A 15,103-nucleotide genomic window follows, 5' to 3' on the forward strand; every position below is an offset into this window, starting at 1 on the left:
ATAACTTCCTAATACTTTAAAATTTGTTGTTTTTAGTTAGATAAAATATTGCTGAAATAAGCAGTAATTGACGATGTTACTTTTGAAAGGTTTTCGTCAATTTCTGTGTTTATTTTGCTCATTGAAGAATCAAGTTCAGCTGATATTTTTTCATCTATTGAAGAAAGCAGTGTTTGCGTATCGACATGAGTTTTTAAAGACTCAGTTGCATTTACTGTGTTAGTTTTTTGCTGCTTTTTGTTAGTTGGTTTGTTTGTTTCTGTATGTTCACCAATTACACACTGCTCAACACTCTTTTTAAATATGTGTTGTTTCGTATCAACTGCGAAGGCTGATGTAGTATTAAAAGCAGTTACTAGTAGTAAAGTAGATAGACCTTTTTTCATTGTGCTGTTCATAATTAAACCTTTTATATTTTTAATTGCAGCTAATTTAGAATCGCAAATGATTTTTAGTAAGCTGCTTGTTGATGACGGTTTAAAGAATATCGCTGAATTTACTGAGAGTCGCTTATCTAGTTATGAGCAATTAATAGATAAGGTTTTAATCGTATTTAATTGTTTTAATTTAATGGGTTAGCGTAAAACCTTATATTGTTAATATAAGGTTTTAAATGCTTTTTATACACAATAATGAGTTGATGTGGTACGGTTTATAAAAATAAAAATACTTAAAGACTATGAATTATCAAATCGGACCTTGGCAATTTATAAGTAATCGCTGTGTGATTACTTCAAATAACTTAGAAAGGGAATTAGATCCACTTTTAGTAAAGTTATTACTGCACTTTGTAAATAAGCCTCAACAAATAGTTTCCCGCCAAGCGCTAATCGAAAGTGTATGGCAACAAAGCTATGTAGACGATAACGCGATTAACCGAGCTATCTCAGAGCTAAGAAAACAGCTTGCTCATCCAACTGAAAAAGCACCGCTTTTAAAAACGCATTACCGTAAAGGGTATAGCCTTACGGTAATACCTGAACAGTTAACACGAGAAAGCGTTACTGAAAAGCCTGTAAACTCAATATCTGACTCGGCTACTGACACTACAAATAGTGATGATTTTACTACTGCGACTATTTCAAAACCGGTTCCAGAAAAGAATATTAAACCGTTTTTGGCTTATACGTTATTAGTCATCACCTGTATTTGCTCTATTGTGTGGTTGGTACTGTTTTATACAAGTGAAGGCGCTGGTGATGTAGTTAAACAAGTTACGGTAAATAAGGTTGCGAGTACGTGGAATATAGGTAGTGAGGTTCACCCTGAGCTATCTTCAGATAAACACTATTTAGCTTATACCAATGTTGAACCTGAACAGGATTTTAATCGTGCATTTGTTAAGCGACTTTCTGATCAGCGAGAAGTAGAAATTACATATCCTGGTTTTCAGGTATCTATTTTATCGTGGCAGCTAAACCAACATGCTGTGCTATTACAAGCGACAAACTTAAAACAGCAGCAATGCGAAATGGTATTAGTTGATTTAAGCCAGTTTCCTATTATTGGAGACGCTAAACTTATAAAAAAATGCGACCTCAGATACACAGGTTATGCGCAATTAGATCAAAATGGGGAGTATATTTATTATACCGAGTACAAAAATGAGCAAGATGGCTCAGGGTTATATAAATTCGATTTAGAATTACAAAAAGAGTCGATTGTTATTCCTCCGCCAGGTGTAATGTATGGTGTAATAATGCCGCGTTTATCTCATTCGGGTAATAAAATAGCGTACATATTAAGCCAAAAAGGCCAGCCATTTTCTGTATTTAGTTACGACTTTAACACACGTGAGACTAAGCGATTATTTAAGGCAAAGAGAAGAACCATCAGTTTCGCGTTCGATTGGCTTTCAAATGATCAAGGCGTCATTGTGTTTGAAGACTCTGACCTTTCAAGCATTACGTTTAATGAAAATAATATAATTAAACATACTCTAAATGTTACCCCCGCAATTTCACCTTATTATATTGCAGTTCAGTCTGCTAATAGTCTGTTTTACTCAGCAAATAAAACACAAGCATTTTCATTAATTAAAGCAACGGATACCTTTGGTGACAATCCAGTTTATGAACCTTTGTATAAAAGTGATAATGACGACTACAGTATTGTTGAAGTAATAAATAAAGCTGGGCCAGCGCATGTTTTTGTATCAGAGCGCTCTGGTAGCAGCCAATTATGGATTGCTCAAAATGGGCTAACTAAGCAACTTAGTTTTTTTAATTACGACGATGACTCCTCTACCTATAAATTTAAAGGTTTAAAAGTATCTCCTAATAAGAGGCGTATATTATTAATAAAAAATAAGCGCTTTTCACTTTATGACCTAAACACGCAAAAATTCTACCCGTTAGAGATGTTAAGTGGGCGTAAAATAGAGAGTTATATTTGGTCAAAAAATAACGAAAGTATTATTTATATTGAGCAGCTTGATTCAAAAAATAGAGTCGTTGAGTTGAACTTGCTAACCCGAGATACTCGCGTAATTGAAGACATTAAAGCCAATAAGCTTATTTCAGATAGTGAAGGGAACGCTTACGCAATAACATTTGATCAGTTAATTCGTCTCTCAGATAAGCAAAGCTGGCCATTACCTAAAAATGCCAGAAAGGCGAATGTATATGGAGTAAGCAAAGACTATTTTTATTACTCAGATTCTATTTCAAGAATTGCTAGGCTCAATTTAAAAGAGGGTACCGTGCAAGATACACACGTGGACTTTCGGCCTGTCACTTTTGAGGTGAGTTCAGATAACGAAATTTTATTTACGGGTGCTAAATACAAAGATATGCAAATTATACAAATTAGTTGGGATGAATAAAAAGTTTATCAAGGACTAACAGTTGGGAGCCAAATATAAAAAACACCAAGTAGTTAAATTACTTGGTGTTTTTTATTGGTATTAAAGCAATGGCTTTAGGTAATGACCTGTGTGCGAGCGCTCACATTCGGCTACTTCTTCAGGCGTACCTGCAATAAGTATTTCACCGCCGCCAGCGCCACCTTCAGGGCCTAAATCAACCACCCAGTCTGCAGTTTTAACCACATCTAAGTTATGCTCAATAACCACGATGGTGTTACCGTGATCGCGCAGGCGATGTAATACAACAAGCAGTTGTTCAATGTCGGCAAAATGTAGGCCGGTTGTCGGCTCATCAAGTATGTACAGTGTTTTACCTGTATCGCGTTTAGAAAGCTCACGGGCAAGTTTTACACGCTGAGCTTCACCGCCAGAGAGAGTAGTAGCTGCTTGTCCTAAGCGAACATACGATAAACCAACGTCCATTAGCGTTTTAAGCTTACGGGCTATTGCAGGTATTTTATCAAAGTAGTCATGCGCGTCTTCAACGGTCATTTCGAGTACTTGGTGAATGTTTTTACCCTTGTATTGTACTTCTAGAGTTTCGCGGTTGTAGCGTGCCCCTTTACATACATCACAGGGGACATATACATCAGGTAAAAAGTGCATTTCTACCTTAATTACGCCATCACCTTGGCAGGCTTCACAGCGTCCACCTTTAACGTTAAAACTAAAGCGACCCACTTTATATCCACGAGAGCGTGATTCTTGTGTACCCGCAAATAACTCACGAATACCCGTAAAAATACCGGTATAGGTAGCAGGGTTTGAGCGTGGTGTACGGCCAATAGGGCTTTGGTCAATATCAATTACTTTATCAAAATGATCAAGACCACTAATTGATTTATACGGTGCAGCTTCTGCTGTGGTTGCGCCGTTTAATTCAGTATGCGCTAGTTTGAATAGCGTATCGTTTATAAGTGTTGATTTACCAGAGCCCGACACCCCTGTTATACAGGTCATTAACCCAAATGGAATTTTTAAATCGACATTTTTAAGGTTGTTACCTGTTGCGCCAAATAGCTCAAGCCATTTATCGCCGGTTGGGTTACGCTCTTTTGGTACTTCTATTTTTCGCACGCCTGATAAAAACTGGCCAGTTACTGAGTCTTTGGTTGCTAAAATATCGTCGCGTGTACCTTGTGCGATAATATGTCCGCCGTGCACACCCGCACCTGGGCCAATATCAATAATATGATCGGCGGCGCGAATGGCATCTTCATCATGTTCAACAACGATAACGGTGTTACCAAGATCGCGTAAATGCACTAATGTTTGTAATAGACGGTCGTTATCTCGCTGGTGTAAACCAATTGATGGTTCGTCTAATACATACATAACACCAACAAGACCCGCACCAATTTGGCTGGCTAAACGAATTCGCTGCGCTTCACCACCAGAGAGGGTATCGGCACTGCGCTCAAGCGATAAGTAATTAAGGCCAACATTGATTAAAAACGATAAACGGTCGCGAATTTCTTTAAGAATTTTTTCTGCTATTTGTGCTCTTTGGCCACTTAACGATAAGCTCTCGAAAAAATCCATCGCTTCGCCAATACTCATGGTCGTAATAGCAGGTAAGTTAGTTTGGCCAATAAATACGTGGCGTGCTTCTTGGCGTAAACGTGAACCCTTACAGCTAGGGCAGGCTTGGCTGGTTTGATATTTAGCGAGCTCTTCACGTACCGAGTTTGACTCAGTTTCGCGATAGCGACGGTTCATGTTATTTAACACGCCTTCAAACTCGTGGTTGCGTGTGATTAAATCACCTCTGTCGTTACGGTAGTTGAAGGCTATTTTTGTACTGCCTGAACCTTCTAAAATAATTTTTTGAGAATCTTTAGCCAGCTTTTCAAAAGGTACGTCTAAATCAAATTTATAATGTTCTGCTACTGCTTGTAGCATTTGGAAGTAGTAAAAGCTGCGTTTATCCCACCCTTTAATAGCACCTCCGGCTAAGCTTAACTCTGGGTTATGCACTACGCGGTTAGGATCAAAGTACTGGCGTACGCCTAAACCATCACAACTTTGACACGCACCGGCAGGGTTATTAAACGAAAATAAACGCGGTTCTAATTCGGTCATTGCATAGCCACAGGTAGGGCAGGCAAAGTTGGCTGAAAACAGCATTTCTTCAATACTGCTGTCGTCCATGTAAGCTACATTTGCTACGCCGCCCGACATTTCAAGTGCTGTTTCAAACGACTCAGCTAAACGCTGCTGTTGACCGTCTTTTACCTTAAAGCGGTCAACAACCACTTCAATAGTATGTTTTTTATGAAGTTCAAGCGTTGGCGGATCTGATAAGTCGCACACTTCGCCATCTATTCGGGCACGAATATAACCCTGGCTTGCAAGCTGCTCAAGTAATTTAACGTGCTCACCTTTACGGTCTTTAACCACTGGCGCTAAAAGCATCAGTTTAGTGTCCTCTGGCAGCGCTAAAACGGTATCAACCATTTGGCTAATTGTTTGTGCGGCTAAAGGTAAATCATGTGTAGGGCAACGAGGTTCGCCCACACGGGCAAACATTAAACGTAAGTAATCGTATATTTCGGTAATGGTACCTACGGTAGAGCGCGGATTATGCGAAGTTGATTTTTGTTCTATTGAAATTGCAGGAGACAGTCCCTCAATATGATCAACATCGGGTTTTTCCATCAAGGATAAAAACTGTCTTGCATAAGCAGAAAGTGATTCAACATACCGGCGTTGCCCTTCAGCGTATAAAGTATCAAATGCAAGTGATGACTTTCCCGAACCAGATAGGCCTGTGATAACAATTAATTTATCACGTGGGATGGTTAGGCTGATGTCTTTTAAATTGTGCGTACGGGCGCCTCGGACTTCAATGTTTTCCATGCTATCTCGTTAATTACCAAAATTATTTACTGAGTATCTCATAATACGCTGCAATATTAATCCTTGATCATGAAAAATCCTTAGCTTTAAGCGATTAATTATTGCCAAGCTTGTGGTAGAATCCTTGCCTAATTTTTTCACATCGTAAGATTTAGCTGATAATGACTGCATCTTCACTTAATTCACGAGAAAAGCGCGCCGCGGTATCGCTAGCGAGTGTGTTTGCATTTAGAATGCTCGGCTTATTTATGCTGATGCCGGTATTAGCGATTTATGGTCAGTCGCTTGACGGTTTTTCACCTATTTGGATTGGCTTTGCTATTGGTGCGTATGGCCTAACGCAGGCTGTGTTGCAAATACCTATGGGCCGTTTGTCAGACAAAATAGGCCGTAAAAAAGTTATTATTGGTGGCTTAGTTGTGTTTGCTATTGGCTCAGTCATAGCCGCATTAGCTGAATCTATCCAAATGGTAACTGTGGGGCGTGCATTACAAGGCATGGGCGCTATTGCTAGTGCTTTACTTGCATTTGCCAGCGACTTAAGCCGAGATGAACAGCGACCCAAAGTAATGGCGGTTATAGGTATGAGTATAGGCATGAGCTTTGCTTTTGCTATGTTATTAGGGCCTATTGTTGCCGCGTCGTGGGGTGTTGCTGGCGTTTTTTGGCTAACAGCAATACTTGCGGTATGTGGTATTTTTATTATTACGTTTTTAGTGCCCAAAGCGGTTAATAAAGCCCCCAAAGGCGACACGCTTGCAAGCTTTAGCGATATTAAAAAACTGATTAAACACCCGCAGTTAGCACGCTTAAATGCCGGTGTATTACTGTTGCATTTAACATTAACAACCATTTTTGTTGTGTTACCCAGCCAGCTAATAAAAGAAGGCCTAGCGGCAGAACAACATTGGTATTTGTATATTCCAGTCTTGCTTTTAGCATTTCTATTAATGGTGCCCATTATGATTGTGGCCATAAAAAAAGAAAAAGAAAAGCAAGCATTTATAAGTTCTGTAGCGCTGTTAACAGTCAGCATGCTTGCCATGTCAGTATGGATTAATAGTGTGGTAGGAATTGCAATATGTATGTTGCTTTATTTTGTTGCGTTTAACTTTTTAGAAGCAACAATGCCCGCGCTTGTCTCGCGTTTAGCGCCTGCTAGCCAAAAAGGGTCAGCCATGGGCGGGTACTCGTCTAGCCAGTTTTTAGGTGCCTTTTTGGGCGGGGTGTTAGGTGGTTATGTTGCCCAAACTACAAGTACGCAAGCTGTGTTTGCGGCAGCGGCACTTGTTGGGTTAATATGGCTTGTTGTTGCGTGGAAAATGGAAGTACCACCCAAAAGTAAAGTTATTAGTTTAATGACCAAATTAAGTTCTGAGGAGCATGCCCAAACACTGGCTTCTCAGTTAGTTGCTTTACCCGGTGTAATAGAAGCAACAGTAGTACGCGACGAAAGCCGTAGCTACTTAAAGATTAATGATAAAGAATTTGACCTAGACCAAGCGCGAAAAGTCGCTGGTTTAATCTAACGTTTATAGGAGATGGTTTCATGGCACGCGGTGTGAACAAAGTAATTTTGGTTGGTAATTTAGGGCAAGATCCTGAAGTTCGTTACATGCCTAACGGTAACGGTGTAGCAAATATTACCTTAGCAACTTCAGACAGCTATAAAGATAAAAACACTGGCCAAATGGTTGATAAAACTGAATGGCACCGTGTTGTATTTTTTGGGAAACTGGCTGAAATTGTAGGCGAATATTGTCGTAAAGGTTCACAAATATACGTAGAAGGTAAACTTCAAACACGTAAATGGACTGATCAACAAGGCCAAGAAAAATACACCACAGAAATCGTTGTTGATGGCTTTACAGGTCAAATGCAAATGCTAGGTGCTCGCGGTGGAGACCAGCAAAGTGGTGGCGGTTACCAAGGCAATCAAGGTGGCCAGCAAAACAGTGGTTATCAAGGTAATCAAGGTAGCCAACAAGGCGGCTATTCACAAAATAATCAAAACCAGCAAGGTAGTTATGCACCACAGCAGCAAGCTGCACCTGCTGCACAGCCTCAATCGGCGCCTGCACCACAGCAAAATAACCAGTATCAGCCACAAGGCGGTGGTTTTGCTCCACAGCAAAATAGTGCACCACAGCAGCAAGGTGGTTTTGCACCTAAGCCTCAAAATGCACCACAAGGCGGCGCATCAAACCCAATGGAACCAACAATAGATTTTGACGACGACATTCCGTTTTAATTTCTGATAAAGCTGTTTTTGTAGATTTAAAATAGTTAAGAATCCCATAGCTCCTTATAAACATTAGCTTTCGCTATTTTTATAATGAAAAATGGGATTTTTTTGTATATTTAAAAGTGTAAAAATACACTTGAAAATTAGAGTGAAAATCGTTAAGGTCTTGTTTTTGCAGGTCTTTTTGTGATTTTTATGGTGGCGCAGCTCAATTGCCGCCTGTTGCTAATGGCTTGGTATTCCACATCTTAACTGATACTCAGATACCATTTTTTAACTTAACGTAGGTTAAATGGCAAAGCGAGGAAAGCGGAATACACAGGTTTTCGACATCAGTAAAAAATGGGAAGCTTGGGCCTCCAGAGTTTACTAAAAATACACTAAGAGAAAGTAGTGATTGCTCGATTGAAACTAAACCGACTGTCGAAAGGCTTATCAAGCTTTAGCAAGAGTCTAGCGGTATTGATCAAAGCATTGTTCTTTCACCCATTAGAAAAGGTAAATTTGGCGTAGACAATCTAAATCTAGAGCTGTAAGCATCAGTAGGCAATAACAGGCAAGCTACTTACTTTCAAGATTCATTTAGGGGCTGGATTCCTTGGATTCAATCAACTGGCTCACGATTATTGAAAGATGATCCTGTATTAATCACCGCGAATAATTATGATGAAGAGGTAGAACTTAGAAATGGTGACTTAGGGGGGGTATTGATGTTTTTGAACAGGGTGATAAAGATGGTGCTGTTGGAGTTATTGAAGTGAATAATACTTTGATTAATTTCACTGCTGAACTATTGGAAAAACTGCACCTTGGTTATGCTATTACAATACATAAATCACAAGGCTCCCAATGGCCTAACTGTTTGTTATGTTACCTAATGAAGCTGAGCGAATAATTGATTAGACTTTGCTTTGTACAGCATCAACTCGACCGAGTGAAAGGTTAGTGCTAATGGGAGGTAAAAGGGTTATTGAAAAAGCAATTTTTGTTGGTTTAAAGGCATTAAACAGAAAGATCTATCTTAATGAAAGAATTATCTCTGCCTATGAATTAACGTAATTTTTTTTGGTAAAAATTTAATTGATAATGGCACATTGTAATGAATCTGTACGAATTCGAAGTTTTCTATGGAAGGTTAATGACATATTATTACTATTTAGTTATTGTTATCTATTGTAAAAATGACTCAAATTAATAAAAGGATTTTGTATGAATAAGTTGTTGCCATTAGCCATAGGGATGTGTGTATTAATATCTGGTTGTAACAGCACTCCTAATTATCGAAAAATATCCGAAAATGAAATCCCCTCATTTAAGACTAAATTACAACCAAGTGAAGAGCTAATATATAGTTCACAGTGGAAGCAACCCACAAATAAAAAAGAAAAGTGTGAAATACTCATGGAAGGGTATGCTCCCGAGACTCAGGATAAGCAACCTTACAGTATTACTTGGGATGGTGAATGTGACAATGGTAAAGCCTCTGGTCTGGGGAAGATGGTTGCTAACATAGGGGCTGTTGAAAGCTTTGAAATAGGATATGTAGAAGGTGGTATTTCGAAGCAATATTATTATAGTGGTGTGCATGGAGCAAATAATATTAAGTTTGGTCAGTATAAAAGAGAAGCTGGTAAACCGCTTAAAACTCTAGATAATTACGCTACAGTAAAAGATAACGGAGAAGTAGATTTTTTATATGTTTCTGGTGAAGCAGATAATGAGACTGGTATAACTGTAGGAACAAATTATAAAAAATATAATAACGGGACTGCTAAACACACTGGCTACTTTGGGAACAACTATTTCTTTGGAGCTGTAGAAAGTTATGATACTAATTCGATAAATACTACTAATGCTTGGGGGTATATAAACACCTCTACAGATAAACCCGATGGCTTTGTTGTTTTAAAGTCTTCACAAGGTTTATGGCACCAAAGGTATGAATATGGTTCTGTGCAAGAGTATGTTCAACTACCTAATTCATATATAAACTCTTTGATGGCAGTCAGTGAAGAAGGATCTAAAGCAGCAAATAAAGCTTATCAAAGTGGACAATATGCATTAGCAATGAAGAAAAAATATGATGCCTTATATACAACAACTTCATCTGCGGAGTCACATACAAAACCAACACCAGAAAAGTTGAGAGGTATTTCAACAGGAACGGGGTTCTTTATTTCAAATGATGGTTATGTCCTAACCAATAGCCATGTAATTAAAGGCTCATCAAGAATTTCAATTATCCTAAATGGTAAATCTGTATCAGCCTCACTGGTTGATCATGACCCTAACAATGATATTGCTTTGTTAAAAATAAATGATGTGGTTGAAGGTTTAGCAATTGAGCTTAAAAACAAAACTAAGCAAGGAACTGAAATTGCTGTTTTAGGTTATCCAAATATAGGCTTACAAGGCAACGAACAAAAAGCGACATTTGGGTATATTAATGCCAATTCTGGCATAAGAGGTGATACTAGGTATTTTCAAATAGACTCCCCTATCCAGCCCGGAAGCTCAGGTAGCCCAATGGTAAACGATCAAGGTGTAGTCATTGGCATTGCTTCAGCATCATTAAATCAATCAGCAGCTATTAAGTCCACGGGAACATTGGCACAAAATGTCAATTATGCAGTTAAGATAGCTTATGCATTACCAATGTTGATAAATCACGGTGTCGACTATATTGAACCAGCCAAGCAAAAAGCCTTAGAAAAAACAGAGCTGATAGAAAGTATCTCTAATAGTGTTGTGCTTGTTGTTGCTGAATAATAAAAGTCGAACAGATGAATTTAGAATCTGAATTAGTTAATTTTATTGATGATAAGGCAACAAGAGAATGCGGTGATACCGCCTTACTAAACTCGTCTGTTTATACTCGGCAGTTAAATGATCATATAAATGGCATACATGAACTTTCTAACCATGAAATAGCAGAAAAATTAGATTGTTTGGTTGGGTATTTGACAATTACACTCGATTTCCCATTGCAGGAGATGGAGCTTTTAAGAGTTCGCCTTTGTGAAGGTAAAAACTTTAATAATGTTGATGAATTATCATATATTAAACAGACTACCGACACGTTTCCTAAAGCTGGGAGAATGAACTTATCAGGGCAATCACTGTTTTATGCTTCTGTAGCCGTTAGACAAGATGATACTGCACTTCGAGTTGTTTTGTCTGAAGCTAGAGCTAAACAGCTTGATCGCCTTAATGTTATGCGCTCTCATCAAATCTCAGGTAGTGATCTAAATGTACGAATTATTGGTTTATGGGATCAAGTCAGGCGAAATGAAAAGCCATATTATTTAAAGAACGATGCTTTTGACTACTGTAAAAAGGTTAGAGAGCATATGGTTCAAAAATTTGACCTTAAATTGCTTTTAGCTTTTGACTTAACTGATCGGTTCTTTGCTGATATTTTGTCTCGTGCTGGTAGCGAGCGTTTATATGAAGTGACATCAGTTCTTAGCTCTATTTTCATAGATGGAAAGGCTGATGGGGTGTTATATTCATCGGTACAAGCGAAAGGAGAAGCTGTAGTTGCTTTAAAACCACAAGCAGTTGATGATAAATTAGAACATCAGTTCGTTAGAGATGTTTTGGTTGAGAAGTCATTTGGTTATGAGTTTTATCAGTTTAAAACGCTAGCAAAAACATCTGATATTGATAAAATGTCAGGTAAATTAGAGTGGTAATGAGCTTAACTAACACTTCCTATAGCCAAGCTTAAAATGTAGATTAAACGTAGTTTAAAGCCCAATAAATGCAGTTAATCTACAAATTTCGATTGAAGTATATATAATATTTTTAAAGCTGCTTATTTAGATTATGTTTTAAAAGAGTTTTTGGTTCACTCACTCACCCTGTTGCGGGTTTATGTGTTCATTTCCATTTTAACCAAAGAAAGAATGTTGAAATAAATTATAGAAAGCCGCTATTAAGCGGCTTTTTTATGTCTTTAACTCCATCAATGTTAGCCAATTTTCTCGTGTTGCTAATAATGGTAATTAGCTTAAGTACTGTTTTACATTTAAAGTTAATTGGCTACCTTGTGCTTATGGCTTTTTTGAACAACACTTTAGTGACTAATATTACGTGTGGGTGAGTTATGTCTAAGGGGCAGTATTGGTTATTAAGATATTTTAAGCCGATTTGTTTGGTCATGCTTGTTGTATCGCTTATTGGCTTTAACCTCATTTTAAGCAATGCGTTACATTTAAAAGTACATAGCGCTGGCCAGCAGCTCACAAAGCAAGTTTATGAGTTACAATTAAATGCCCCTTTGAATCAAAAAACACTGTCTGTTTTAGCACAAAGCAATGGCTTTATGCTTGCACCTGAGTCGTCTTCCCTCCACTTTAAAAATATTATAAAGCCGCAGCTTGAGGTGTTTTCATATAAAACATTGAACTTAGGCCTTTACCATTCACCTGTGTGGATAATGGAAAGCTACTTATTTATTTTACTTAACCTGGTGATAGTGGGTGCCGCTATTTCATTATACCGTTGGGGAAGCGCTGCTAACTTTAGACAATTAAAACACCGAAGTCGTCATCACAAGACGACAAAATTGACTAGTAGTATTTCCAATTTAAATGTGGTTAAAAATGTTGAAAGTGAGGAGTTAGCCTCACTATATGCTGCCGCTGAACAGTATCATAGTTTGTTTGTTTTGGTCAGTTGGGAGTGTAAGTTTGACAAAAATACTGACTTAGAAACTAGTTTTAAAGTTTTTATTCTAAAAGGTATTCCAGAGATAAAAAAAGTAGCTGTGAAACTTATTAATCCAGACAAGCTAACCATTATGCTTTACAACGTACCTATTGCAGAGCTTGATCGGTACACGGAGCGTTTGCATAAAATAATTTTTAATGTGTGCCAAAGCCATCAAAAAAATACGACTCGTAAGCATGTTAAATTGGGGGCGTGTAATTTTCGTCTAGGAGCAGATCAATCAAAGGTTTTGCAAATAGCGCAGTCGGCCCTAACGCTTTCAAAAAATAGTATGTTATTACACCGTCACCGGTTGGCGCTGAGCAAAAGCCAAGAAGTGTTATTTTGTAATGAGCAGGTTATAAACAATATTAAGAAAAATAAATTTATGCTGTCTTTTCAGCCTGTTTTCGATCTGATTAGTGGTGATATTATCCAGCATGAGGCGTTAATTAGAGTAAGACACGACATGCATGGATTACTAGCTGCTCAGTATTTTATTAACCAAGTTGAGAGTAAAGATGACGCGTTAATTCTAGATAAGGCGGTATTGTCGCAAATACTAACACTAGTAATGGCAGAGAAGTCGCCTTTGAGCGTAAGTATTAATATGCATCCTAAAAACTGGCTTAACGATGAGTTTTGGAGCTGGTTAGCCATGCAAATGGATAAGCTTAATCTAAGCTGTCAATTACAGTTTGAAATGAGTGAGTCTTTTTTTTGCAACAACAAAAATGCGTTATCAACTACGTTAAATACAATAAAAAAACACAGATCTAATATTATTATTGATAATGTAAAAACGAGTGAAAACATTCCTTTGTTTATTCACTGTGAAGAGGTAATAGGCCTAAAGCTAAGCTATGAACTCGTTCACTTAGTTAATGAAAAATCGCATAATCAAAAATGTATTAAAGAGATTGTTGATGCAGGTAAAATGTTAAACCTTCCTGTTTATGCCGTAGGCGTTGAGACTCAAAAAGAGCTCATTATGTTAACTAAATTGGGCGTTGCTGGCGCACAAGGTTTTTATTTTTCGGAGCCTTTACAAGAGCTAACTCAGGCTGTTTTTCATTAAAATATTTAAGCTTTGTAAATTAACGCCTTATGCAATGGGGCTTAACCGAAAAGAAGTATGTCTAAATTAGTTTTCTGTATTTAAGACCCTTTAGCCCCTGCAAGCCACCGGTATGAATCGCAATTATTTTACTGCCAGAAGGGAAATAATCTTGCTCTATTAGGTTCCATATTGCGTACATCATTTTACCACTATAAATAGGCTCTAATGGTAAATTGTGTGTAATATCCATATATTGGCAAAACGCCCATAACTCAGGGGTAAATTTACCGTAACCACCTCCATGAAAGTCGCAAAGTAATTGCCAGTTAGTTTGTGACTTTGCTTTGCAGCTTAGCTCCCGGACTTCATCTATTAAATATTGCGCTTGCTTTAAAACTGCAATTCCTATTATTTGTGTTGCTGTATTACTCCCCTCAATTAACCCTGCTAATGTCCCTCCGCTTCCTGTGGGGCAAATTAGGTAATCGTGTTCTGGTAAACTTTGTGCAAGCTCTGCACAACCGGGTACTGCATAGGTATTTGTCCCGCCTTCGGCAAGAATATACGCATCTGGAAACTTCTCTTGAAGCTCAGCAAGGTATTGTGAATCGTTTCGTAACTTATATTCAATGCGATTAACAACATGAAGCTGCATGCCACACTGCTGTGCAAATTGAATTGTTGGGTTGCTTAGATCTAAGTTAGGCCCGCGAATAATCCCATGTGTTTTTAAACCAAAGATTTTTCCAGCTGCGGCGCATGCATGTATGTGGTTTGAAAACGCCCCACCAAAAGTAAGTAGCTCAGTTTTATTCTGCGACTGCATTTGTAATAAATTATATTTTAGTTTGCGCCACTTATTCCCATTTATTAGAGGGTGAAGCAAATCATCTCGTTTTACTAGTAACTCAATGCCTTTACTTTTTAACCACGGATCATCAATTGTTTGCGTAATAGTGGTTTCATTTATTTTGAAAGATGCAGGCATTTTTTCTCAATTAAAAGGATTAATAAAATACATGACCAATTTTATAGCTTATAAACAAAAGGGGCTATCCAAAATTACGACGGATTGTTGTGTGTAACAGTGCGTTGATTAAATTTTGAGTAGCTAGATTGGTAAACATGTTTTAAAGTTAACCAATTGTAAAGGGAGTTTAGTTATGAAGAAGCAATTTCAAGAAACAATACTTATAAAAAAACAGGTTGGCTTTTCGTTACTGCAGCTAATAATTGTTATTGTCACTTTTGGTGCGTTAGCTGTTTATTTTGCCCCGCGCTTTTTAAACCTTCAAGGTGAGGCACACGCATCCATTCTTGAAACACTGCAAGTATCAATTCAAGCTGAAATAAGCGTTGT

Annotated in this window: 10 protein-coding genes; 7 read left to right on the forward strand and 3 right to left on the reverse strand. The window is 37.9% G+C overall.

From position 1 onward, the window contains the following. Positions 1-32 precede the first annotated feature (32 nt). The gene (locus BCG07_RS11490; RefSeq protein ID WP_058428255.1) at positions 33-398 is read right to left on the reverse strand and encodes a hypothetical protein; all 366 of its coding nucleotides are present in this window, start codon (positions 396-398) and stop codon (positions 33-35) included. Positions 399-679: 281 nt separating this feature from the next. Here BCG07_RS11490 and BCG07_RS11495 point away from each other — a divergent pair, with 281 nt between their 5' ends. Then, the gene (locus BCG07_RS11495; RefSeq protein WP_286890238.1) at positions 680-2,824 is read left to right on the forward strand and encodes a winged helix-turn-helix domain-containing protein; all 2,145 of its coding nucleotides are present in this window, start codon (positions 680-682) and stop codon (positions 2,822-2,824) included. A gap of 81 nt (positions 2,825-2,905) precedes the next feature. Here the strand turns inward: BCG07_RS11495 and uvrA are convergent, their stop codons facing one another. Beyond that, a complete protein-coding gene (gene uvrA / locus BCG07_RS11500; protein ID WP_243532523.1) occupies positions 2,906-5,725 on the reverse strand; it encodes an excinuclease ABC subunit UvrA in 2,820 nt (939 codons plus the stop codon). A gap of 161 nt (positions 5,726-5,886) precedes the next feature. Here uvrA and BCG07_RS11505 point away from each other — a divergent pair, with 161 nt between their 5' ends. The 5 genes from BCG07_RS11505 to BCG07_RS11525 all read left to right on the forward strand — a co-directional run bounded on the left by BCG07_RS11505 (position 5,887) and on the right by BCG07_RS11525 (position 13,761). After that, entirely contained in the window at positions 5,887-7,254 is a 1,368-nt protein-coding gene (locus tag BCG07_RS11505) for an MFS transporter (RefSeq protein WP_203985903.1), read from the forward strand. A gap of 20 nt (positions 7,255-7,274) precedes the next feature. Continuing rightward, the gene (gene ssb / locus BCG07_RS11510) at positions 7,275-7,976 is read left to right on the forward strand and encodes a single-stranded DNA-binding protein (protein WP_006793117.1); all 702 of its coding nucleotides are present in this window, start codon (positions 7,275-7,277) and stop codon (positions 7,974-7,976) included. Positions 7,977-9,179: 1,203 nt separating this feature from the next. After that, complete coding sequence (locus BCG07_RS11515) at positions 9,180-10,739, forward strand: S1C family serine protease (protein WP_286890239.1); 1,560 nt, start codon at positions 9,180-9,182, stop codon at positions 10,737-10,739. A gap of 14 nt (positions 10,740-10,753) precedes the next feature. After that, entirely contained in the window at positions 10,754-11,665 is a 912-nt protein-coding gene (locus tag BCG07_RS11520) for a hypothetical protein (protein ID WP_286890240.1), read from the forward strand. A 413-nt stretch (positions 11,666-12,078) separates the two neighbouring features. Continuing rightward, positions 12,079-13,761, forward strand: a complete 1,683-nt coding sequence (locus BCG07_RS11525; protein WP_286890241.1) for an EAL domain-containing protein — start codon at positions 12,079-12,081, stop codon at positions 13,759-13,761. A gap of 61 nt (positions 13,762-13,822) precedes the next feature. Here BCG07_RS11525 and BCG07_RS11530 read toward each other — a convergent pair whose 3' ends face one another. Further along, positions 13,823-14,731 carry a 1-aminocyclopropane-1-carboxylate deaminase/D-cysteine desulfhydrase gene (locus BCG07_RS11530; protein ID WP_286890242.1) on the reverse strand — a complete coding sequence of 303 codons (909 nt, stop codon included), beginning with the start codon at positions 14,729-14,731 and terminating at the stop codon, positions 13,823-13,825. 175 nt (positions 14,732-14,906) lie between these two features. On the opposite strand from BCG07_RS11530, the gene BCG07_RS11535 reads away from it, so the two are divergent. Continuing rightward, on the forward strand, positions 14,907-15,103 hold a 197-nt coding region (locus BCG07_RS11535), incomplete at its 3' end, for a type II secretion system protein (RefSeq protein WP_286890243.1).

The sequence above is a fragment of the Pseudoalteromonas sp. ESRF-bin5 genome, assembly GCF_002632075.1.
Taxonomy (GTDB): Bacteria; Pseudomonadota; Gammaproteobacteria; order Enterobacterales; family Alteromonadaceae; genus Pseudoalteromonas; species Pseudoalteromonas marina.